Origin of the sequence: Nocardioides psychrotolerans, assembly GCF_943371775.1 — a bacterium.
GTDB classification, from domain to species: domain Bacteria; phylum Actinomycetota; class Actinomycetes; order Propionibacteriales; family Nocardioidaceae; genus Nocardioides; species Nocardioides psychrotolerans_A.
In genome coordinates, this window is the sequence record NZ_CALRWD010000001.1 from 43260 (window position 1) to 64278 (window position 21019).

At 71.3% G+C, this 21019-nt stretch carries 20 protein-coding genes; 12 read left to right on the forward strand and 8 right to left on the reverse strand.

The genetic code is table 11. The features are described from left to right. Complete coding sequence (locus tag AAG827_RS00205; RefSeq protein WP_341923730.1) at positions 1-627, forward strand: hypothetical protein; 627 nt, start codon at positions 1-3, stop codon at positions 625-627. An 11-nt stretch (positions 628-638) separates the two neighbouring features. Here the strand turns inward: AAG827_RS00205 and AAG827_RS00210 are convergent, their stop codons facing one another. Then, positions 639-1154, reverse strand: a complete 516-nt coding sequence (locus tag AAG827_RS00210) for a hypothetical protein (protein ID WP_341923731.1) — start codon at positions 1152-1154, stop codon at positions 639-641. Between the two features lie 119 nt (positions 1155-1273). On the opposite strand from AAG827_RS00210, the gene AAG827_RS00215 reads away from it, so the two are divergent. The 7 genes from AAG827_RS00215 to AAG827_RS00245 all read left to right on the forward strand — a co-directional run bounded on the left by AAG827_RS00215 (position 1274) and on the right by AAG827_RS00245 (position 10300). After that, complete coding sequence (locus AAG827_RS00215) at positions 1274-2902, forward strand: succinic semialdehyde dehydrogenase (protein ID WP_341923732.1); 1629 nt, start codon at positions 1274-1276, stop codon at positions 2900-2902. Further along, positions 2899-4626: a GMC family oxidoreductase gene (locus tag AAG827_RS00220; RefSeq protein WP_341923733.1), complete on the forward strand. Its 1728-nt coding sequence runs from the start codon at positions 2899-2901 to the stop codon at positions 4624-4626. The genes AAG827_RS00215 and AAG827_RS00220 overlap by 4 nt, the downstream gene beginning before the upstream one ends. Positions 4627-5036: 410 nt before the next feature. Next, complete coding sequence (gene guaA / locus AAG827_RS00225) at positions 5037-6620, forward strand: glutamine-hydrolyzing GMP synthase (RefSeq protein WP_341923734.1); 1584 nt, start codon at positions 5037-5039, stop codon at positions 6618-6620. An 86-nt stretch (positions 6621-6706) separates the two neighbouring features. Continuing rightward, a complete protein-coding gene (locus tag AAG827_RS00230; RefSeq protein WP_341923735.1) occupies positions 6707-8131 on the forward strand; it encodes an alpha/beta hydrolase domain-containing protein in 1425 nt (474 codons plus the stop codon). 130 nt (positions 8132-8261) lie between these two features. Beyond that, entirely contained in the window at positions 8262-9575 is a 1314-nt protein-coding gene (locus AAG827_RS00235) for a calcium-binding protein (protein ID WP_341923736.1), read from the forward strand. Between the two features lie 52 nt (positions 9576-9627). Beyond that, positions 9628-9831 carry a hypothetical protein gene (locus AAG827_RS00240; protein WP_341923737.1) on the forward strand — a complete coding sequence of 68 codons (204 nt, stop codon included), beginning with the start codon at positions 9628-9630 and terminating at the stop codon, positions 9829-9831. A gap of 196 nt (positions 9832-10027) precedes the next feature. Further along, positions 10028-10300, forward strand: coding sequence for a Rho termination factor N-terminal domain-containing protein (locus tag AAG827_RS00245; RefSeq protein WP_341923739.1), 273 nt, complete (start codon positions 10028-10030; stop codon positions 10298-10300). A gap of 19 nt (positions 10301-10319) precedes the next feature. Here the strand turns inward: AAG827_RS00245 and AAG827_RS00250 are convergent, their stop codons facing one another. Continuing rightward, entirely contained in the window at positions 10320-11180 is an 861-nt protein-coding gene (locus tag AAG827_RS00250) for a TIGR03619 family F420-dependent LLM class oxidoreductase (RefSeq protein ID WP_341923740.1), read from the reverse strand. 77 nt (positions 11181-11257) lie between these two features. Between AAG827_RS00250 and AAG827_RS00255 the strand changes: the two genes are divergently transcribed. Next, entirely contained in the window at positions 11258-11644 is a 387-nt protein-coding gene (locus AAG827_RS00255) for a VOC family protein (RefSeq protein WP_341923741.1), read from the forward strand. Positions 11645-11681: 37 nt separating this feature from the next. Here AAG827_RS00255 and AAG827_RS00260 read toward each other — a convergent pair whose 3' ends face one another. Both AAG827_RS00260 and AAG827_RS00265 read right to left on the reverse strand, forming a co-directional pair. Then, positions 11682-11825 (reverse strand): GPGG-motif small membrane protein, encoded by a 144-nt coding sequence (locus AAG827_RS00260; RefSeq protein ID WP_170259047.1) that lies wholly within the window; start codon positions 11823-11825, stop codon positions 11682-11684. Positions 11826-11926: 101 nt separating this feature from the next. Then, positions 11927-12391 carry a DUF5709 domain-containing protein gene (locus tag AAG827_RS00265; RefSeq protein ID WP_341923742.1) on the reverse strand — a complete coding sequence of 155 codons (465 nt, stop codon included), beginning with the start codon at positions 12389-12391 and terminating at the stop codon, positions 11927-11929. 127 nt (positions 12392-12518) lie between these two features. On the opposite strand from AAG827_RS00265, the gene xylB reads away from it, so the two are divergent. From xylB to AAG827_RS00280, 3 genes are read left to right on the forward strand one after another with little or no spacing between them, the layout of a single operon-like run. Next, positions 12519-13916, forward strand: a complete 1398-nt coding sequence (xylB, locus tag AAG827_RS00270; RefSeq protein ID WP_341923744.1) for a xylulokinase — start codon at positions 12519-12521, stop codon at positions 13914-13916. Positions 13917-13964: 48 nt separating this feature from the next. Then, the gene (gene xylA, locus AAG827_RS00275) at positions 13965-15134 is read left to right on the forward strand and encodes a xylose isomerase (protein WP_341923745.1); all 1170 of its coding nucleotides are present in this window, start codon (positions 13965-13967) and stop codon (positions 15132-15134) included. Positions 15135-15136: 2 nt separating this feature from the next. Next, positions 15137-16327 (forward strand): ROK family transcriptional regulator, encoded by a 1191-nt coding sequence (locus AAG827_RS00280; protein ID WP_341923747.1) that lies wholly within the window; start codon positions 15137-15139, stop codon positions 16325-16327. Between the two features lie 10 nt (positions 16328-16337). On the opposite strand, the gene AAG827_RS00285 is transcribed toward AAG827_RS00280, so the two are convergent. From AAG827_RS00285 to AAG827_RS00300, 4 genes are all read right to left on the reverse strand, one after another. After that, a complete protein-coding gene (locus AAG827_RS00285; protein WP_341923748.1) occupies positions 16338-17561 on the reverse strand; it encodes an ROK family protein in 1224 nt (407 codons plus the stop codon). Positions 17562-17570: 9 nt separating this feature from the next. Further along, the gene (locus AAG827_RS00290; protein ID WP_341923749.1) at positions 17571-18845 is read right to left on the reverse strand and encodes an ABC transporter permease; all 1275 of its coding nucleotides are present in this window, start codon (positions 18843-18845) and stop codon (positions 17571-17573) included. Positions 18846-18864: 19 nt separating this feature from the next. After that, positions 18865-19641, reverse strand: a complete 777-nt coding sequence (locus AAG827_RS00295; protein ID WP_341923750.1) for an ATP-binding cassette domain-containing protein — start codon at positions 19639-19641, stop codon at positions 18865-18867. 131 nt (positions 19642-19772) lie between these two features. Continuing rightward, on the reverse strand, positions 19773-20828 hold the full coding sequence (locus tag AAG827_RS00300; protein WP_341923751.1) for a substrate-binding domain-containing protein: 1056 nt from the start codon (positions 20826-20828) through the stop codon (positions 19773-19775). Positions 20829-21019: the final 191 nt, after the last annotated feature.

The following is a 21019-nucleotide window of genomic DNA, read 5'->3' on the forward strand; positions in this document are numbered from 1 at the left end:
ATGGACGACCACTCGGGAGTGCCCGGCTCCGACCTGACGTCGCGGCTGTGGTGGATCGGGCTCGACGCCTGGGTGATCCAGGACGGCAACTACACCGACGTGGCCGTCGGTGAGCGTCGGCAGTTCGCCCTCGAGCTCGGCTACCGGCGTGCCGCTCGTCTGGTCGTCCCGCCCGAGCACGAGCGCACGCCGCGCTGCGCCCACACCGGGCGGGGCACGTCGTACGACGTGGTGGGGGAGGTGCTGCGCACGGCGCCCGGTCCTGGTGAGGAGGCCTTCGTGCTGGACGTCGGGCTGATGGCCTCCACGCAGTGGCTGGTCCTCGACGATCTGGAGCCGCCGGCCGCCGGCACCTGGCTGGCGGGCACCATCCACCTGTCGGTGGACCCGTTCTTCTACATGGACGAGCTGCACGCGCTGCCGGGGATGCCGTCGCTGATCTACACCTGGACCGTCGAGAGGGTGCAGCGCGAGCTGACCCGCGAGACGTGGGCTGACGTCGACGGCACCCGGGCGGGGGAGGAGGACGCGAGCTATCGGCTCGGCTGCCGCCTCGAGGCGGTGGCGCCCGTGAGCACGATGGAGGCCAGCGGCGACCGGTCGCCGTACGGCCCGCTGCCGGGCTGAGCGACGAGGGCTCAGAGACGCTGGATCGGGCCGGTCTGCTGGGCGGGTGCGCCGAGCTTCTCGCGCAGGAAGGACGTGCCGCCCTCGCGCTCCAGGCTGGCCTGGACCCTGCTGATCGTGCGCTCACGCGGGAAGGCGTGGAAGGCCAGCAGCGCGAGCGCGAGCAGCGCCCCGGTGAGGTAGGCGACGTACTCGCCCTGCGTCACGATGAACGCGGCCGCGACGGAGACGATGGCGATCGACTCCGAGAGCACCATCCGCAGGATGGTCGTGCTGGAGAACGCGGCCGCGGACCTCGTGGCGGCCTGGTCCGGGGGAGTGCCGGGGGCGATGACCGGGGCGCGGTAGCCCACGGCCGTCAGCAGCAGGTGGATCGCCAGCGCGGCGACCACCTGGGCGCCGAGCAACCACGCGGGCGGCACGTCGTAGGCGGTCTCGCTGGTGCCGAGCACGAAGTAGAGCGCGAGGGCGAAGAAGAACAGGGTGGAGGCGACGGAGAGGACGACCGTGCGCAGGGTGATGAGCATGGGAGTGGTCTACCCCGGCGCCGCCAAGAGCACGCTTGACAAGCGGGCTTCGTGTGTAAAGAGCCACATTTCGATACCAATCGGTAGGCAGGGAGACGCCGCTCACATACTCTCGGTACATGAGTGACCAGAGCCCCACTCCCTCCGGCGGGGTCAACCCGCTCACCGAGGGACCGGCCGATCCCGAGCACGACCCGACCGCGTCCTACGCCCTCGAGCCCGAGTACGTCGATGCGCTCACCGCCCGGCTGCTCGCGACGACCGGCACGACCGCCGCGGTCTTCTCGCCGCTCAACGGCGCGCCGCTGGCCAACATCCCGCAGTCGAGCGACGCCGACGTGGCCGAGGCCTTCGTGCGCGCCCGGCGCGCGCAGGCCGTCTGGGCCCGCACCACCGTCGACGAGCGCGCCGCCATGCTGATGCGCCTGCACGACCTGGTGCTCGACCGTCAGGACGAGATCATCGACCTGATCGTGTGGGAGTCGGGCAAGGCCCGCAAGCACGCGTTCGACGAGCCGCTGCACATCGCGCTGACCGCGCGCTACTACGGCCGCACCGCCCACCAGCACCTCGACACCCAGCGCAAGCTCGGCGTCGTCCCGGGGCTGACGCGGGTCGAGGTCAACCGGGTGCCCAAGGGTGTCGTCGGCATCATCTCGCCCTGGAACTACCCCTTCACGATGGCGCTCTGCGACGGCCTGCCGGCCCTGCTCGCCGGCAACGCCGTGGTCGCCAAGCCCGACGCCCAGACGATGCTCTCGGCGCTGCTGGCCAAGGAGCTGCTGGAGGACGCCGGCTTCCCGCAGGACCTGTGGCAGGTCGTCGCCGGGCCCGGGTCCACCATCGGCCCGTCGATCATCAGCCGCGCCGACTACATCTGCTTCACGGGCTCGACCGCGACCGGCAAGCGGGTCGCGGCCGGGTGCGCCGAGCGCCTGATCGGCTGCTCGCTCGAGCTCGGCGGCAAGAACCCGCTCCTCGTGCTGCGCGACGCCGACCTCGAGAAGGCCGCCGAGGGTGCCGTGCGGGCGTCGTTCTCCAACGCCGGCCAGCTGTGCGTCTCCATGGAGCGGATGTTCGTCGCCGACCAGGTCTACGACCGGTTCGTCGAGCGCTTCGTGGCGCGCACCGAGGCGATGACCCTGGGTGCCACGCTCGACTGGGGCAACGACATGGGCTCGCTGATCTCCCAGGACCAGCTCGACACCGTGGTCGCCCACGTCGAGGACGCCGTCGCCAAGGGTGCGCGGGTGCTCGCCGGTGGTCGCGCCCGTCCCGACCTGGGCCCGTTCTTCTTCGAGCCGACGATCCTCGAGGGCGTCACGCCCGAGATGACGTGCTTCGGGCACGAGACGTTCGGGCCGGTGATCGCGCTCTACCGCTTCCACGACGAGGCCGACGCGGTCGCCCGCGCCAACGAGGGCGACTACGGCCTCAACGCCTCCATCTACAGCCAGGACGGTGCCCGCGCCCGGGCGATCGCGCGTCACATCAAGTGCGGCACCGTCAACATCAACGAGGCCTTCGGCGCCACCTTCGCGAGCATCGACTCGCCGATGGGCGGCATGCGCGAGTCCGGCATGGGTCGCCGGCAGGGCAGCGAGGGCATCCACCGCTACACCGAGAGCCAGGCCGTGGCGACGCAGCGGTTGATCCGCTTCGCGCCGATGCTCGGGATGTCCGACGAGGCCTACGCCAAGGTGATGACCGCCAACCTCCGACTGATGAAGAAGCTGGGACGAGCATGAGCAACGACAACACCTACGACTACGACGTCCTGGTGATCGGGTCCGGCTTCGGCGGGTCCGTCTCCGCCCTGCGCCTGACCGAGAAGGGCTACAAGGTCGGCGTCATCGAGGCCGGCCCGCGCTTCGAGGACAAGGACTTCTCCCAGGGCACCCTCGACATCAAGAGCTACCTGTGGGCCCCGGCTCTCGGCTGCTACGGCATCCAGCGCATCGACGCGCTGCGCGACACCCTGATCGTCGCCGGCGCCGGCGTCGGCGGCGGGTCGCTCGTCTACGCCAACACGCTCTACGAGCCGCTCGAGCAGTTCTACGCCGACCCGCAGTGGTCGGGCATCACGGACTGGAAGGACGAGCTGGCGCCCTACTACGACCAGGCCAAGCGGATGCTCGGCGTCGTGGAGAACCCCGTCCGCACCCCGGCCGACGACGTGATGGAGCAGGTCGCCAACGACATGGGCGTGGGCGACACCTTCCACCCGACCCCGGTCGGCGTGTTCTTCGGCGGCCCCGGCCAGCAGCCCGGCGAGGCGACGGCCGACCCGTTCTTCGGCGGCGAGGGCCCCGAGCGCAACGCCTGCATCAACTGCGGCGAGTGCATGTCGGGCTGCCGCCACAACGCCAAGAACACCCTGGTCAAGAACTACCTCTACCTCGCGGAGAAGCGCGGCGCCCGGGTGATGCCGCTCAGCACCGTGACCCGCGTCCGCCCGCGCCCGGGTGGTGGCTACGAGGTGACGATCAAGTACACCAAGGCCAAGCGGGCCACGGCCGCGACGACGCGCAAGCTCACCGCCGAGCACGTCGTCTTCGCGGCGGCCTCGCTGGGCACCCAGAAGCTGCTGCACCGGATGAAGGACGAGGGCTGGCTGCCCGCCCTCTCGAGCCGCCTGGGCTACCTGTCGCGCACCAACTCCGAGTCCATCCTCGGCGCGATCGCACCGTCCAAGGACACGACCGACTACTCCTACGGCGTGGCGATCACCTCCAGCTTCCACCCCGACGAGCACACGCACATCGAGCCCTGCCGCTACGGCAAGGGCTTCAACACGATGGCGTTGATGCAGACGGTCCTGACCGACGGTGACGGTGACGAGCCCCGCTGGAAGACGTGGGCCAAGACGATGTGGACCGAGAAGAGGAACCTCTTCGAGCTCTACGACCTCAAGCACTGGTCGGAGCGCACCGTCATCGCCCTGGTGATGCAGAGCCTCGACAACTCGATCACCACCTACGGCAAGCGCAACAAGGTCACGGGCCGGTGGCACATGACGTCCAAGCAGGGTCACGGTGCTCCCAACCCGACGTGGATCCCGGTCGCCAACGAGGCCGTACGACGGATCGCGGGCATCCTGGGCGGCACCGCGGGTGGCAACGTCGGCGAGCCCTTCAACATGCCGCTGACCGCCCACTTCATCGGTGGGTGCGCGATCGGCACGGACGCCGACAACGGGGTCGTCGACCCCTACCAGCGGGTCTTCAACTACCCCGGGCTGCACGTCGCGGACGGGTCGGCCATCTCGGCCAACCTCGGGGTCAACCCGTCGCTGACGATCACCGCCCAGGCGGAGCGGGCGATGGCCCTGTGGCCCAACAAGGGCGAGCCCGACCCCCGTCCGCTGCTCGGCGCCGGCTACGAGCGGATCGCCCCGGTGGCGCCGGTCGCGCCCGTCGTGCCGGCCAGTGCTCCCGGTGCCCTGCGGCTGCCGATCGTCCAGGTCACCTGACTCGAGGGCCCCGGTCTAGACCGACACCTCATGGGTCGGGCCGGGGCCGTAACCGGGACCACGCGGGCTCGTTGAACGCTTCGGAACCGGCACTCATGCTCCCTCCCAATCGCCGGTTCCATCGGTCCAGGCGCTGTCCAACAGTCTGCGTGGACGATCAGGGCCCGGCCACCCTCCCTCCCCGGCCGGGCCCTGGTGCATTTCCGAGCCTTTCAACGCGAAGCGTTGAAAGAGGCTGCGAGGAGGTCGAGCCGGCCCGAGCCGGCCCCTCTCGTCGGTCGAGCCGGCCGAGCCCCTGGGCGAGGCCGTGTCGAGACCCGGTGAGCCGGGAAGCAGGGCCGGGGGACGGCGTCGTACCAGCGCAGGAACCGGTGGCAGAGGCACCCCGCGCCCGCCGATAGGATCGCCGCATGACGCAGGCTGCGGAGCACGATCTGGTCCTGGTGGTCGACTTCGGGGCGCAGTACGCCCAGCTGATCGCCCGCCGCGTTCGCGAGGCACGGGTCTACTCCGAGATCGTCCCGCACACCCTCCCGGTGGAGGAGATGCTGGCGCGCAAGCCGAAGGCGATCATCCTCTCCGGCGGTCCGTCCTCGGTCTACGCCGACGGGGCGCCGAGCATCGACACCGCGATCTTCACGTCGGGGACCCCGGTGTTCGGCATGTGCTACGGCTTCCAGCTCATGGCCCAGGGCCTCGGCGGGACCGTCGCCCACTCGGGTGCGCGTGAGTACGGCCGCACGGCGGTCTCCGTCAGCGCGCCCGGCACCCTGCTCGCCGACATCCCCGGTGACCACCTGGTGTGGATGTCGCACGGCGACTCCGTCACCGAGGCGCCCGAGGGGTTCTCCGTGCTCGCCTCCACCGCCGCCACCCCGGTCGCGGCGTTCGAGGACGTCGACCGCGGGCTGGCCGGGGTGCAGTGGCACCCCGAGGTGCTGCACTCCGAGCACGGCCAGCAGGTCCTCGAGCACTTCCTGCACGACATCGCCGGCTGCCGCCAGACCTGGACGATGGTCAACATCGTCGAGGAGGAGATCGCCAAGATCCAGGCGCAGATCGGCGAGCGCGGCCAGGCCATCTGCGGCCTCTCCGGTGGCGTCGACTCCGCCGTCGCTGCCGCCATCGTGCAGCGCGCCATCGGTGACCGGCTCACCTGCGTCTACGTCGACCACGGGCTGATGCGCCAGGGCGAGACCGAGCAGGTCGAGCGCGACTTCGTCGCCGCCACGGGCGTGGACCTGGTCGTCGTCGACGCCGAGAAGCAGTTCCTCGACGCGCTGGCCGGGGTCGTCGACCCCGAGGAGAAGCGCAAGGTCATCGGCCGCGAGTTCATCCGCACCTTCGAGGCCGCCGAGGCCGAGATCCTCGCCGACGCCGTCTCCGGCGACGACGGCGACAAGGTCGCGTTCCTCGTGCAGGGCACGCTCTACCCCGACGTCGTCGAGTCGGGCGGGGGAGCGGGCACCTCCAACATCAAGTCCCACCACAACGTCGGCGGCCTGCCCGACGACCTCGAGTTCGAGCTCGTCGAGCCGCTGCGCACGCTCTTCAAGGACGAGGTGCGCCTGGTCGGCGAGCAGCTGGGCCTTCCTGCCGAGATCGTGCACCGCCAGCCGTTCCCCGGCCCCGGCCTGGGGATCCGGATCATCGGCGAGGTGACCCGCGAGCGCCTCGACATCCTGCGCCAGGCCGATGCGATCGCCCGCGAGGAGCTGACCCGCGCCGGTCTCGACCGCGACATCTGGCAGATGCCGGTGGTGCTGCTGGCCGACGTACGCTCCGTCGGTGTGCAGGGTGACGGCCGCACCTACGGCCACCCGGTCGTCCTGCGACCGGTCACCTCCGAGGACGCCATGACCGCCGACTGGGCGCGGCTGCCCTACGACCTGATGGAGCGCATCTCCACGCGCATCACCAACGAGGTCAGCGAGATCAACCGCGTCACCGTCGACATCACCTCGAAGCCGCCCGGCACGATCGAGTGGGAGTAGCCCGAGCACGATCCAGGGCAAGCCAGGTCCTGGCATAACCCCACCATGTGGTGTGCGTTACGTCAGGTATGACATCACGTCGTGCTTTGACGGGGCTCCTCGCTGTGCTGCTGCTGGCGACGGGGTGGTCGATGCCGGTGGTCGCCGACCCGTCGGGCCGCCTCGATCCGGCGAGCGTGGCCGTGCCGCGGCTGAGCGCCCCACCGGCGGGGCTGCGCGGCTCCCCGCTGTGGGACTCCTGGCACCTGTTGGGTCCGTTCGGCTACACGCAGCGGGAGTACCTCGTGTCCGGCGTCGCGACCGCGCTCGACGGCTCGCGCGCGCCGTACACGACCCGGATCATCGTGACGCGCCCTCGCGACGAGCGCGACTTCAACGGCACCGTGATGCTCGACTGGGTCAACGTGACGGCGCAGTTCGAGAACGCCGTCGACAGCCTCGAGGCCCGCGAGATGCTGTTGCGCGAGGGGTTCGCCTTCGTGCACGTCAGCGTCCAGGCTGCCGGGCTCTGCTGCAGCCCGCTGACCCCCCAGGTCCTCGACCCGGTGCGCTACGCGGCGATCTCGCATCCCGGCGACGACTTCGCAGCGGACATGTTCACCCAGGTGGCTCGCGCCTTGCGGGGGCAGGGTCGGGGTCTGGACCCGATGCCCGGCCTCGGGGTGGAGCGGATCATCGCCGCCGGGCAGTCGCAGTCGGCCAGTCGCCTGTACTCCTACGTCAACGAGGTCCAGAGCGAGGGCGCGGCGATCGACGGTTTCCTCATCCACGGCGGTGGTGAGAAGACCTTCGACGCTGCGCTGGACGTCCCGGTGCTGCACCTGCTGAGTGACCGCGAGGCCGATCCGGCCCCGCCGACGCGGGACCGCAACTACCGGCTGTGGGAGGTCGCCGGCGCCGCTCACTCCGACTACTTCATCGGGGTGCAGCAGGTCCTGGGGCAGGCTCCGCGGGTCGCCGGGCGCCCTGCCAAGGACCGGAGCGGCTACCGGCGGCTGATCGACGAGGCCGGCAACTACGGTCAGGTGGTCGCGCCCCTGCAGAACGTCTGCACCGTCGCGGGGGCGACCATGCCCAACCACTACGCCGTCTCGACCGCGCTGCACCAGCTCAACGTCTGGGTCCGCACCGGGCGCCGACCGGCGCTGACACCGCGCTACGAGTTCTCCGGTGGTGCGCTCGCCAAGGACGCGGACCGCAACACCCGCGGAGGCATCCGACTGGCGCCCATGGAGGTGCCGGTGGCGACCTACGAGAGCACCTTGTGCAACCTCGGTGGCATCACCGTGCCGTTCAGCGACGCCGAGGTCCAGCAGCGCTACGGCACCTTCGCGCGCTACCAACGCCTGATGGGTGCGGCCACCGATCGCGCTGTGGAGCAGGGCTGGCTGCTGCGACCCGATGCCCGTGACCAGATGCGGCGGGTGTGCCGTGTGCGCGAGCGTTTCGCGGAGCCCGACCGCAGCCCCTGTCGGAGCCGCTCCTACCGCCCGCCGGCCTTCGGCGGCTGATCCAGGGGAGCCCCCACCAGGGCGGTCCGCTCGCCCACCCGTGCGCCTCCGGCGTGGAGCGCCGCGACGTGAGCGGGCCTTCTGTGCCAAAGTGCCCGGCCCGGGGGACGTGCGGGGCTAGCGTGAGGCCATGGCTGCTCCCGCGCTCCCGTCCCGACGCCTGCGGATCCTCCTCGCCGGCTCCGCTCTCGCTCTCGTGCCCACGCTCGCCGGTGCCGCCACGATCGCGGGCACCAGCGGCAACGACAAGATCTACGGCACCAACAACGCCGACACGATCAACGCGCGGCTGGGCAACGACAAGGTCTACGCCAAGGGTGGCAACGACAAGGTCTCCGGCGCCGAGGGCAACGACCGCCTCGACGGTGGCCCCGGCAACGACAACCTCGGCGGCGCCTCCGGTGCCGACGTCGGCATCGGAGGCCCCGGCAACGACCTCTTCAGCGGCGGTGACGGCAACGACGTCGGCCAAGGGGGCGGTGGGGACGACAACCTCAACGGCGGTCTCGGCGACGACACCGGTGTCGGTGGAGCCGACAACGACCTCATCGTCGGCGGTGACGGCAACGACATCGGCCGGGGCGGGGATGACAACGACAACATCAACCTCGGGCCTGGCGACGACCGGGGCGAGGGTGACGACGGCAACGACCTGATCAGCACCGGCCCGGGCATCGACGTCGTTCTCGGCGGACTCGGTGACGACCGCATCAACACCGGCCCCGGTGACGACACCGCCGACGGGGGCCCCGGCGTCGACCAGCTCCAGGGGCTGGACGGGGTGGACGTCCTCCGTGGCGGCGACGGTGACGACCGCGGCCCGAAGCCGTCGCCGACCGGGGACTACCTGCCCTACGTCCAGGGCGGCGCGGGCGACGACGTCCTCTACGGCGACGAGGGCGGCGACGCCCTGAGCGGTGGCGAGGGGAATGACACGCTCTGGGGCGGTCCCGGAGACGATGCGGCCGCCGGCGGCCCCGGTGACGACACGGTCTACGGCGAGGCCGGCAGTGACGAGCTCGACGGCGGTGCCGGCGAGGACGTCCTCGACGCCGGCCCCGGGGACGACTCCTGCCCGGGCTTCGGTCCCGACTACCAGGCCGACGAGACGACCGAGTGTGATCTGGGTGTCACCGGGGACGAGGACGCCGACACGATCTATCCCGGCGACGGCGTCGACATCGTCTTCGGCGAGCAGGGCTTCGACACCATCATCGCCACGGACGACGGCGCCTACGACCGGCTCTTCTGCAGCGACGGTGCCTCCGAGCCGGGCCTGCCCAACCCCGGTGGCCGGGTCGTCTACATGGGACAGGTCGACCCGCTGGACAGCCCGCGGCGGTGCACCGTCGAGGTCGCCATGAACCGGGCGGCCGCCGAGCGCATGGGCCTGGGTGCCGCGTGGCGCCGGGTGGTCCTGGGGAGCCTGCCGACGCTGTGGTGAGCGCGGCTAGGGTGACGGGCGTGCCCCGCCCAGCCCTTCGTCGTACGCCGTCGTGAAGCGCGTCAAGGGCTTCCTCAAGCGCCGCGTCGCCGACGCCGTGCTCGTGGTCGTCTGGCTGGTCGTGCTGTTCAACTGCGTGCAGCTGAGCCGGCTCGAGGGCGAGAGTGCGACGCGGATGGTCGTCTCCTACGGCGCGATGGTGCTGATCGGGCTGGTCGCCACCTTCCTGTGGTGGCGCAGCCGGCGGCGAGCCTGAGCCTGCCGGGTCGCCAAGCGGTGACCTGTGGGTGATGAGCCATCCGGACATCCCCCAGGGGTCACCGCCCACCGGGCAGACTGCCCACCGGCCACGCGATCGGACGTGGGCGGTCCCGGGTGTTCACCCGCAGCGGTGATGTCCGACGCCGAGGGCCTCCCTAGCGTGGAGGCACGCCACCCGAGAGGAGATCGCCATGCCGGCCGAGAAGAAGCCAGGACCGAGCGTCAAGGACCCGGAGCTCTACGAGAAGCTGCGCGACGAGGGCAACAGCAAGGAGAAGTCGGCGCGGATCGCCAACGCCGCCGCCACCACGTCGCGCTCGGCCGTGGGCAGGCGCGGCGGGGCCAGCCCGTCGTACGACGAGTGGACGGTCGCCGACCTCCGCTCCCGGGCCGCGGAGCTCGAGGTCGAGGGCCGGTCGTCGATGACCAAGGCGGAGCTGGTCGAGGCCCTGCGCGACCACTGACTGGCGTGGCGAGGGCTCGTCAGAGGGCGCCGATGATGTCGACGGCGAAGCGCTCCATGCCGTCGAGCTTCTGCTCCAGTGTGGCGTCCATGCCGTGGTAGTAGACCCACGGCATCGTCCAGACCTCGGTGATGCCGCCGGCCTCGGCGGTCGCGAAGTGCTCGGGCAGGAACGCGTCGGACAGTGCGGTGATCACGGAGAAGTCGCCCGTGGCGCCGTGCTCGGCCCGGATCTCCTGGAGCCGCGCCGCGTGCCCGACGGCCTCCTCGATCGTGTAGATGTCGCCGACCCAGCCGTCGTGGCGCGCCGCTCGCTGGAAGGCGATCTCCGACAGGCCGCCGACCAGGATCGGGACCTGCGCGCGGGGCGAGGGGTTCATCATCAGCTTGGGCGCGGTGTAGAACTGCCCCTCGAACTCCGTCCACCCGGGCTCCCACAGGGCCTTCATCAGCGAGAGGCCTTCGTCGGTGCGCTTGCCGCGGGTGCCGAAGCTGGCACCGAGCAGCTCGAACTCCTCGCGGCACCAGCCGATGCCCACGCCGAGCGAGACCCGGTCGCCGGACAGGACCGCGGCCGTGCCGACCGTCTTGGCCACCTGGAAGGGGTTGCGCATCGCGGCGACGTAGATGCTGGTGAAGAAGCGCACCCGCGTGGTGACCGCGGACAGGGCGCCGACCAGCACCCACGGGTCGGGCCACTCGGCCTCGATGTCCCAGCGACGCTTGCCGTCGGGCGTGTAGGGGTAGGGCGTCGCGAGCTCCTCGAGGTCCACGACGTGGTCGGGGATCGAGATCGCGTGGTAGCCCAGCTCGTCGGCGGCCTTCGCGAGCGGGATCAGGTGGTCGCACGGCTGGAACGCCGTGACGATGGAGAAGCGCATGGCCCCAGCCTAGCGGCGAACTAGAACGTGTTCCTGTCGTCCGTTCCCGGGGTGGCGCCAGGGCCTAGGGTGGGCGCATGGCGCGCGCGATCCACCATCTCGACCTCTGGGTGAGCGACGTCGACCTCGCGGTCGACGAGTGGGGCTGGCTGCTCGGGGAGCTGGAGTGGGAGGTCGACATCGAGGGCGCCTCGTGGGTGCATCCCGACGGGACCTACCTGTTCCTCGAGCGCTCCTCCGACCAGGTCGACGAGCCCCACGACCGGCACCGCACGGGGCTCAACCACCTGGCGCTGCACGTGGAGAGCAGGGCCCGGCTCGACCGGCTCCGGGCCGAGTCGTCGGCCCACGGGTGGCACGAGATGTTCGCCGACCGCTATCCCCATGCCGGTGGCGAGCAGCACGTCGCGCTCTACGTGGAGAACTCCGAGGGCTTCGAGGTCGAGGTCGTCGTCGCCGACTGACCCCGACCTCGCGGCCGTCCTCGGTGTGGAGCGGGTGCTACTTGAAGATGCTGTAGCCGCCCGGGCCGACCGCGAAGCCGACGATGATCAAGACGATGCCCCAGAGGGTCTCGCCCTTGAAGAGCTGCACGATGCCGGCGATCACGAGGATGACGGCGAGGATCCAGAGGATGAAGACCATGGTGTTGTACTCCTGATGGGGATGGGGATGCGACGGGGTCTGCCCCGTCGCTCGGGTGGTGCGGTACTGCGGGTGGTGCTGGTGCTGCGTGAGGTGGAGGGTCAGCGCGGATCGATGTCCGGCGCCCACTCCTCCTCGATGACGTGCACGGCGGCCTCCTCGGCCGACGCTGCGGCGCCGTCGATCCCGACGTCGGTGCCGACGAGGTCCTTCTCGGTGTCCTCGCCGGAGCCCTCGTCGATGTCGACCAGGCGACCGGCGCGAGCCGTGCCGACCTCGCCGTCGTCGACGTCGTCGTCGGGCGTCTCCGCGTAGGGGTCGGGGTCGGGGACCTCCTGGCCGATCCGCTGGTCGATCGTCTCGCGGTGCTCCTCCTCCCAGGGCGTGTTGCCGTAGCCCTGGCCGGCGGAGTAGCTCTCGGGCGGCGAGTAGCCACGCTCGAGCTCGTCGTCGACGTCGGCCTCCTCGAGGGTGTCCTCGGGGGTGAGCTGGTCCTCGTCGTCGACGCTGTAGCCGTCGTAGATCTCCTGGTCCCCGTCCGCGGGTCCGTTGTCCGGCGTTGTCATGGCTGACCTCCTGGTGTTCTTCCAACCTACGCCGGACGGGGATGTTCCCCGGAGGCGCCGGTACCCCCACGTGACGACCGGCATGCGCACCCTTGACTTAAGTTCGAGTCTCGTACTTAATAGGGCTGTGAGCTTGGTACTGGGGGTCGACTCCTCGACGCAGTCGACGAAGGCCGTCCTCGTGGACGCGACCGACGGCACCGTCGTCGCGCAGCGCAGCGCGCCGCACCCGTCCGGCACCGCGGTGGACCCGCGGGCGTGGCTGACCGCCTTCGACGAGGCGACCGACGGGCTTCTCGAGCGGGCTGACGCGGTGGCCGTCGCCGGTCAGCAGCACGGGATGGTGGCGCTGGACGCGGACGGCGAGCCCGTGCACGACGCCCTGCTGTGGAACGACACCCGCTCCGCCGGCGCCGCTCAGGACCTGATCGCCGAGATGGGGGGACCAGACGCCTGCGCCAGCGCGCTCGGCAGCGTCCTGGTCGCCTCCTTCACCGTCACCAAGCTCCGCTGGCTGCGCGACCACGAGCCTTCCGCTGCGGCCCGGGTGGCCGAGGTGCTGCTGCCCCACGACTACGTGTCCCGGCACGCCTGCGCTCCCGGCGCCGACGCCTTCACCGACCGGGGCGACGCCTCGGGCACCGGCTACTTCGCCACCGCCGAGGGCGCCTGGCGCCACGACCTCCTCGCGGCCGCGCTCGGCCACGAGGCGACGCTGCCCCGGGTCGTGGCACCCGGCGCTGTCGCGGGTCGCACGGCCTCGGGTCAGGTGGTGGCCGCTGGCACCGGCGACAACATGGGGGCCGCGCTGGGCCTGGGCCTCGGACCCGGTGACGTCCTCGTCTCGGTGGGCACCTCCGGGGTCGCCTCGTGCATCAGCGACACCTCTGTCGCCGACGGCACCGGCACGGTCACCGGCTTCGCCGACGCCCAGGGTGGCTACCTGCCGATGGTCACCACGATGAACGCCGCGCGGATCCTGGACCACCAGGCCCGCTGGCTCGGGGTCGACCTCGCCACGCTCTCGGACCTCGCGCTCGCCTCCGAGCCCGGGGCCGGGGGCGTCACGTTCCTGCCCTACTACGGCGGCGAGCGCACGCCCAACCGCCCCGACGCCGTCGGCACCTGGACCGGCCTCACCGACGCCACGACGCGCGAGGACCTCGCCCGCGCCGCCTTCGAGGCCCTGCTGTGCTCGCTCGCCGACGCCGTCGACCACCTCGCCGCAGCGACCGGTGACGAGCCGCAGCGCATCTGGATGGTCGGCGGTGCCACGCGCAGCCCGGCCCTGCAGGCGCTGGCGCCGGCCGTCCTCGGCCGCCCGGTCACGCTGCCCCCGCCGGGGGAGTACGTCGCCCTCGGCGCCGCACGCCAGGCCGCGTGGGCGCTCGCCGGCACTCCCGCACCGCCCACGTGGCACCTCGCCGACACCGTCGAGCTGACGTCCGGGCTCACGGACGGGCCGACGGCGTACGTCCGTGAGGGCTATGCGCGCCTGCGCGAGCGCACCACCACCTGGTCCTGACCTGAGTCACCGCAATCTCGTCCGCAGCACCCCACGAAAGGCACCCCGATGAGCCAGCTCCAGATCCCCGCACCCCGCCCGGAGGACAAGTTCTCCTTCGGCCTCTGGACCGTCGGCTGGACCGCGCGCGACCCCTTCGGCGACGCCACGCGCGCCCCGATGGACCCCGTCTACGCGCTGGAGCGCCTCGCGGGCCTGGGTGCCTACGGCGTCAACTTCCACGACGACGACCTGATCCCCTTCGGCAGTGACGACGGTGCCCGCGACGCGATCATCGAGCGCTTCAAGAAGGGGCTGGCCGAGACCGGCCTGGCCGTCACGACCGCGACCACCAACCTCTTCACGCACCCCGTCTTCAAGGACGGCGGCTTCACCTCCAACGTGCGCGACGTGCGTCGCTTCGCGATCCGCAAGGTCATGCGCAACATCGACCTCGCCGCCGAGCTCGGCGCGCAGACCTACGTCTGCTGGGGTGGGCGCGAGGGCTCGGAGACCGGCGCGGGCAAGGACGTCGCGGCGGCGCTCGACCGCTACAAGGAGGCCTTCGACGTGCTGGGCCAGTACGTCGCCGAGAAGGGCTACGACCTGCGCTTCGCCATCGAGCCCAAGCCCAACGAGCCGCGCGGCGACATCCTGCTGCCGACGATCGGTCACGCGCTCGCCTTCATCGAGACCCTCGAGCGGCCCGAGAGCGTCGGGGTCAACCCGGAGATCGGTCACGAGGAGATGGCCGGCCTCAACGCCGCGCACGGCTACGCCCAGGCGATGTGGCAGGGCAAGCTCTTCCACATCGACCTCAACGGCCAGGGCGGCCCCAAGTTCGACCAGGACCTTCGCTTCGGCGCCGGCAACGTGCGAGGCGCCTTCTGGGTCGTCGACACGCTGTTCGCCGGCGGCTACGACGGCCCCGTCCACTTCGACTTCAAGCCCTTCCGCACCGAGGACGACGAGGGCGTGTGGGTCTCGGCCGAGGCGTGCATGACCAACTACCTCGTGCTGCGCGAGAAGTCCAAGGCCTTCCGTGCCGACCCCGAGGTCCAGGCTGCCCTCGAGGCGGCCAAGGTGGCCGAGCTGTCGCAGCCGACGTTGGGTGACGGGGAGACCTGGGCGCAGCTGCAGGAGTGGGCCCTGCCCGACCCCGAGGTCCTCGCCGCGCGCGGCGCCGGCTTCGAGAAGCTCGACCAGCTCGCGCTCGAGCACCTCTACGGCGTCCGCTGACCGTGGCCGAGCAGCCGGGAGCCCCTCCGGCCAGCACGGAGGGGCTGCGCCGGCTCAACACCGCGGTCGTGCTGAGGAGCCTGCGCCAGCAGGGTCCGGCGACCCGGGCCGAGCTCGCCAAGCGCACCGGTCTGGCCAAGGCGACGGTCGGGGTGATCGTCAGCGCGCTCGTCGAGGCGGCCGCCGTGTCGGAAGCCGACACGGTGGTCGCCCCGGGTGCGCGCGGGCGCCCCGGTCGGCCGGTGTCGCTGACGGGGGAGGGGCTGCTGGGTCTCGGCCTCGAGCTCAACGTCGACTTCGTGTCGGCGGTCCTGCTCGACCTGGGCGGCCGGGTCCGCCTCAGCGAGACGCGGCCGGTGACCGGCGACCCGCTCCCGACGCTCCTCGCGCTCGCACGGGACGTCGTACGACGGGGGCCGCGGGGGCGCCTGCTCGGTGCGATGGTCGCCGTGCCCGGGCTGGTGCGCGGAGACGACCGCTCGGTCGCGTGGGCGCCCAACCTGCACGTGGCCGACGACGTCGTGGCGGCAGCCGTCGACGAGGCGCTGGACGGCCGCTGCCCGGTGTCGGTCGGCAACGACGCAAACTGCGCGGCGTTCGCCGAGTCGCACCACGGGGCGGCGGTCGGAGCCGACCACGCGCTCTACCTCACGGGGACCGTCGGGATCGGCGCCGGCATCGTCGACGAGGGCCGGCTGCTGCGGGGCTCGACGGGCTTCGCGGGCGAGGTCGGTCACATGCCCATCGGCGACTCCGCGGCCCGGTGCGGCTGCGGGCGGCAGGGCTGCTGGGAGGCCTCGATCGGCCTCCACGCGATGCTCGCCGCCGCAGGCATGCCCGAGCTCGAGACGCCCCTGCGCTCCGCGGAGGCCGTGGCCGCACGGGCGGACGACGACCCGCGCGTGGGTGCGGCGCTGAGCCGCCTCGGCCACGACGTCGGCCTGGGGCTGGCGATCCTGGCCAACGTGCTCGACCCCGAGGTGATCGTCCTCGGTGGCTACTTCGTGGCGCTGGGGGAGCGGGTGCTCGAGCCGGCCCGCGACGCCCTGGACCGTCGGTTGCCCTCACCCGCCCAGCGTCGCCCCGACCTGAGGCTCTCCACGCTCGGCATGGAGGCGGCGGCTCTCGGCGCGGCCGAGCGCTCGCTCGAGGCGGTGTTCTCCGGCGAGGTGGCGGTGGCGGTCGTCGAGTGACGCAGTCAGGTCAGCCCGCGAGCTTGGTGCCCACCCCGATGAGCGCGGTGCCGAGGCTCGCGACGGGGTCCACGAAGAGCGGCTCGAGGGCGTTCTCGGCGGCACCCAGCAGGACCGAGTCGGCGCCGAGGCCGGGCAGGGCGAGGGTCACCGACTCCAGGGGAGCCGGGAGCGCGCGATCGGCCAGGGCGGCCTGGACGTCGACGCGCACCAGGCGGAAGAGCGCACGGAAGTAGCCGCCGAGCACGACCACCTGGGGGTTGAAGGCGTTGACCAACCCGGCCAGCCCGTGACCGAGGTGGCTGCCGATCAGGCGCAGCTCCGGGGTCGGCTCGCGATAGCCCTCCAGCACCTCGCCCAGCGACGCGGCCTGCTCCTCGGGGATGCCGATCGCACGGGCGATCGCGTGCGCACCGACCTCGGTCTCCCAGCACCCGCGGTTGCCGCAGTGGCACAGCAGGCCCTCGGGGTTGTAGCGCAGGTGGCCGATCTCGCCGGCATAGCCGCCGGCGCCCTCGAGCCGCATGCCACCGGCGATGACGCCCGCTCCGACGCCGACGTTGCCGGAGACGTAGATCAGGTCGTCGATGTCGATGCCGGCGCCGCGGTGGTGCTCGGCGAGCGCGCCGAGGTCGGCGTCGTTGGCGATGGAGACCGGGACGTCGACGCCGAGGGCGGCCAGGATGATCGAGCCGAACGAGACGTCGTGCCACTCCAGGTTGGGGGCCAGGCGGATCAGCCCGTCGGTGCGCCGGACGAGTCCCGGGACGCTGATCCCGATGCCGACGAGGGGAGCGGACGCTGGGGCGTCCTCGACGACCCGGCGCACCAGGGTCGCCACCGAGCCTGCGACCTGCCAGGCCTCGCTCCCTCCGACGATGGGGGCTGCTGCTCGCTCGTGGATCACGCCGCCGAGACCCACGCGGGCGACCACCATCCGGTCGACGCCGAGGTCGACGGCGATGACGAACGGCCCGCTGTCGGAGAGCCCGACCCCGGAGGAGGGTCGGCCCGCGCCGCCCCGTGCCTGGGCAGGGAGGGCGTGCTCGGTGATCCCGAGCGACTCCAGCTCCCCGACCAGGCCCGCGATGGTGCTGCGGTTGAGCCCCATGATGCTGGTGAGCTCGGCCCGGGAGCTGTGCCCGGCGCGGTGGACGTGCTGCAGCAGGGTCCCGAGATTGTGGCGCCGGACGGCCTCCTGGTTGGTGCCGAGGCCGGTGCGCTGGCGGCTCATGAGGTTGGCCTAGACGCCTGCTGCGGAACGTCGGCGCCGCGAGATGGCGTCGACGCTCGCGGCGAGCAGCAGCACACCACCGGTGACGAGGAAGTTGATGTAGCTCGCCTGGTTGAGCAGCCCGAGACCGTTGGGGATCGTCGCGATCACCAGGCCGCCGACGATGGCGTCCATCGCGCGACCGCGGCCGCCGAAGAGGCTGGTGCCACCGATGACCGCAGCACCCACGGCGTAGAGGAGCTCGTTGCCGCCACCGGAGCCGGGGGAAACCTTGCCGGTGTAGGACGCCGCCAGGAGCCCGCTGATCGCCGCCATCGAGGAGCAGATCACGAAGGCGGTGACCTTGATGCGCGTGACGTTGATGCCGGCGCGGCGCGCGGCCTCGGCGTTGCCGCCGACGGCGTAGAGGTGGCGACCGAAGCGGGTGCGGGTGAGCACGAAGGTCCAGAAGAGCAGCAGCGCGACCACGACGGGCAGGACCCACGGGATGCCGCTGATCACGAAGATGTCCGGGTTGGGGGCACGGTTGCTGCTGAGCAGGGCGGTGAGGCCCAGGACGATGATCCCGAGCCCCGCGATCTGCAGGACGACCAGCGCGAGGGGCGGGTGGACCAGGCCGCGCGCCGAGAGCGAGCGGTAGCGCCACAGCGACAGGGCCGCGAAGAGGACGACGATCGCGACGGCCGCGATCCAGCCGGCGGTAACCGGGACGTTCTTGATCGAGAGCCCGCGCAGCACCTCGTCGTTGAAGCGCAGCGAGCCGCCGGAGCCGATCAACTTGAGCGGGACCGCCTGCAGGGCGAGGAAGAAGGCGAGGGTGACGACGAAGGACGGGATGCCGAGCGTCGAGACCAGAGCACCGATCACCACGCCGATCACGGCGCCGACGGCGATGCCGGCGAGGGTGGCGATCCACCACGACAGGTCGTAGTCGATGAGGATCAGCGCGGTGATGGTCGCGGCTGCGCCTCCGGCGACACCGGCCGAGAGGTCGATCTCGCCGAGCAGCAGCACGAAGACCAGGCCCATGGCGAGCACGCAGATCGAGCCGGCCTGGACGACCAGGTTGGCCATGTTGTAGGTCGTCAGGAACCGGTCGTTGAGCGACGAGAAGACGACGAACAGGAAGATGAGCCCGAGGATGGCGGGCAGCGAGCCCATGTCGCCGCCACGGAGCCGGTTGAGGTAGTCGCGGGCGGAGTCGGCGATGGTCGCCGACTGGTGGCTGTCGCTGGCGAAGTCGCTGTCGGCGACCTTCGCGGGGGTGTCGGATCCGACGGTCATGAGGGGTCTCCGGTCCTGGTCAGACGGTCGCGGTCGCGGGGTTCTCGGTGATCCCGAGGTCCCCGGAGCGTCCGGCGGTGATGAGCTCGACGATCTGGCCGTGCGTCACGTCCTCGACGTGCACGTCGGCAGCGACCCGCCCGAGGTAGAGCGCGGTGATGCGGTCGGCGACCTCCAGCACGTCGCCCATGTTGTGCGAGATGAGCACGACGCCGAGCCCACGGTCGGCGAGACGGCGCACGAGGTCGAGGACCTGGCGGGTCTGGGCGACGCCGAGGGCGGCGGTGGGCTCGTCGAGGAGCACGACCTTGGAGTTCCACAGGACGGCCTTGGCGATGGCGACGGTCTGGCGCTGACCGCCGGAGAGGCTCGAGACGCTCTGGCGCACCGACTTGACGGTGCGCACCGACAGGGAGGCGAGGGTCTCGCGGGCGCGCGACTCCATGCTCACCTCGTCGAGGCCGATGCCCTTGGTCTCCTCGCGGCCGAGGAACATGTTCTCGACGATGTCGAGGTTGTCGCACAGCGCGAGGTCCTGGTAGACGACCTCGACGCCGAGGGCCGCGACGTCGCGCGGGCCGTGGACGTTGACCGGCTGACCGTCGAAGAGGTAGTCACCGGTGTCGCGGCCGTAGATGCCGGCGATGATCTTGACCAGCGTGGACTTGCCGGCGCCGTTGTCGCCGACGAGGGCCGTGACCTGGCCCGGGTAGACGGCGAAGTCGACGTCGTGGAGGACGTGGACCACACCGAAGCTCTTGTTGACACCGCGGAGCTCGAGGAGCGGCTCGGTCATGGACCTACCTCCGGTCAGGGAATGGCTGTGGGGGACGTGCAGGAACAGGGTGGAGCAGGTGGCAGGCGCAGGCCTGCCGGCCGGTCCCCCGGGGCGGGATCGCCACCCCGGGGGACCAGGTCAGGGGCCGATCAGGAGATGCCGGCCTCGGCGCACAGGTCGGCGAAGTCGCCCGCGCACACGTCGGCAGCGGACTGGCCGCCGTCGGCGATGACGTCGGCGACGGTGTCCTTGGTGATGGCCTGCGGCTCGAGCAGGATCGAGGGGACCTCGCGGCCGCTCTCGGAGTCCAGGGTCGTGCCGGTGGTCTCGGCGTCCTCACCGTTGACCAGCGCGATGGCGGTGTCGGCCAGCGCACCCGCCTCGAGCGTGGCGGACTTGTAGACCGTCATGCACTGGGTGCCGGCGAGGATGTTCTGCAGACCCTCGACGGTCGCGTCCTGGCCGGTGACCGGGACCTTGCCGGCGAGGCCGTTGCCCTCGAGGATGCTGATGGCGGCGCCACCGAGCCCGTCGTTGGCGGCGAGGACGCCGTCGACGTCACCGTCGGCAGCGGTGTAGAGCTGCTGGAAGATCGTGGCAGCCTCCTCGTTGTCCCAGTCGGGGACGGCCTGCTCGCCGACGACCGAGTAGTTGCTCATGCCGTCGAGGACGCTGTGGGCGCCCTCGGCGAAGAGGGTGGCGTTGTTGTCGGTGGGGGAGCCGTTGAGGTAGACGATGTTGGCGTCCTCCTCGCCGAGGCAGTCGGCCAGGCCCTGGCCCTGCAGCTCGCCCACGACGACGTTGTCGAACGACACGTAGTACTCGGCGGTGCCGCCGAGGGTCAGGCGGTCGTAGTCGATGGTGGCGACGCCGGCGGAGGCGGCCTTCTCCTGGATCGCGGCACCCGACTCGGAGTCGAGGTTGACGATCGCGAGGACGGTGACGCCGTTGCCGATCATCGTGTCGGCGATCTGGGTCATCCGCTCCGCGTCGCCCTCGGCGTTCTGGATCTCGTACTCGACGCCGGCCTCCTCGAAGGCGGCCTCGAGCGCGGGACGGTCCGCGCTCTCCCAGCGGACCGAGGACTCGGTGTCGGGCAGGATGACGCCGACCTTGCCGGCCGCGTCGCTTCCGCCGTTGCCCCCGTCGGAGGCCGAGCCGCCGTCGTCGCTCCCACACCCGCTGAGCGCCAGGGCGGCACCCATGAGTCCGGCTACTACCAAAGTGTGCTGTCGCTTCATGCGACCCGCCTCCTCGCGGTGATGGTGCGACCAGCCCGCTCCGGCCTCACCTGTTTGTTGTCTCGCACAACATAATGAGTGACTGCGGTCACGTAAAGACTCCGAGGCCAGATTGTTACCTGCAGATGACGAGATGGCACGAAGGGGCTAGATCG

Excerpts from the sequence above, each read along its gene's own strand:
- AAG827_RS00245 (WP_341923739.1), top strand. The coding sequence starts at position 10,028 with ATGCCGGCCGAGAAGAAGCCAGGACCGAGCGTCAAGGACCCGGAGCTC.
- AAG827_RS00290 (WP_341923749.1), bottom strand. The coding sequence starts at position 18,845 with ATGACCGTCGGATCCGACACCCCCGCGAAGGTCGCCGACAGCGACTTC.
- AAG827_RS00250 (WP_341923740.1), bottom strand. The coding sequence starts at position 11,180 with ATGCGCTTCTCCATCGTCACGGCGTTCCAGCCGTGCGACCACCTGATC.
- AAG827_RS00210 (WP_341923731.1), bottom strand. The coding sequence starts at position 1,154 with ATGCTCATCACCCTGCGCACGGTCGTCCTCTCCGTCGCCTCCACCCTG.
- xylA (WP_341923745.1), top strand. The coding sequence starts at position 13,965 with ATGAGCCAGCTCCAGATCCCCGCACCCCGCCCGGAGGACAAGTTCTCC.
- AAG827_RS00255 (WP_341923741.1), top strand. The coding sequence starts at position 11,258 with ATGGCGCGCGCGATCCACCATCTCGACCTCTGGGTGAGCGACGTCGAC.
- AAG827_RS00235 (WP_341923736.1), top strand. The coding sequence starts at position 8,262 with ATGGCTGCTCCCGCGCTCCCGTCCCGACGCCTGCGGATCCTCCTCGCC.
- AAG827_RS00285 (WP_341923748.1), bottom strand. The coding sequence starts at position 17,561 with ATGAGCCGCCAGCGCACCGGCCTCGGCACCAACCAGGAGGCCGTCCGG.
- guaA (WP_341923734.1), top strand. The coding sequence starts at position 5,037 with ATGACGCAGGCTGCGGAGCACGATCTGGTCCTGGTGGTCGACTTCGGG.
- AAG827_RS00215 (WP_341923732.1), top strand. The coding sequence starts at position 1,274 with ATGAGTGACCAGAGCCCCACTCCCTCCGGCGGGGTCAACCCGCTCACC.
- AAG827_RS00300 (WP_341923751.1), bottom strand. The coding sequence starts at position 20,828 with ATGGGTGCCGCCCTGGCGCTCAGCGGGTGTGGGAGCGACGACGGCGGC.
- AAG827_RS00265 (WP_341923742.1), bottom strand. The coding sequence starts at position 12,391 with ATGACAACGCCGGACAACGGACCCGCGGACGGGGACCAGGAGATCTAC.
- AAG827_RS00220 (WP_341923733.1), top strand. The coding sequence starts at position 2,899 with ATGAGCAACGACAACACCTACGACTACGACGTCCTGGTGATCGGGTCC.
- AAG827_RS00295 (WP_341923750.1), bottom strand. The coding sequence starts at position 19,641 with ATGACCGAGCCGCTCCTCGAGCTCCGCGGTGTCAACAAGAGCTTCGGT.
- AAG827_RS00260 (WP_170259047.1), bottom strand. The coding sequence starts at position 11,825 with ATGGTCTTCATCCTCTGGATCCTCGCCGTCATCCTCGTGATCGCCGGC.
- AAG827_RS00205 (WP_341923730.1), top strand. The coding sequence starts at position 1 with ATGGACGACCACTCGGGAGTGCCCGGCTCCGACCTGACGTCGCGGCTG.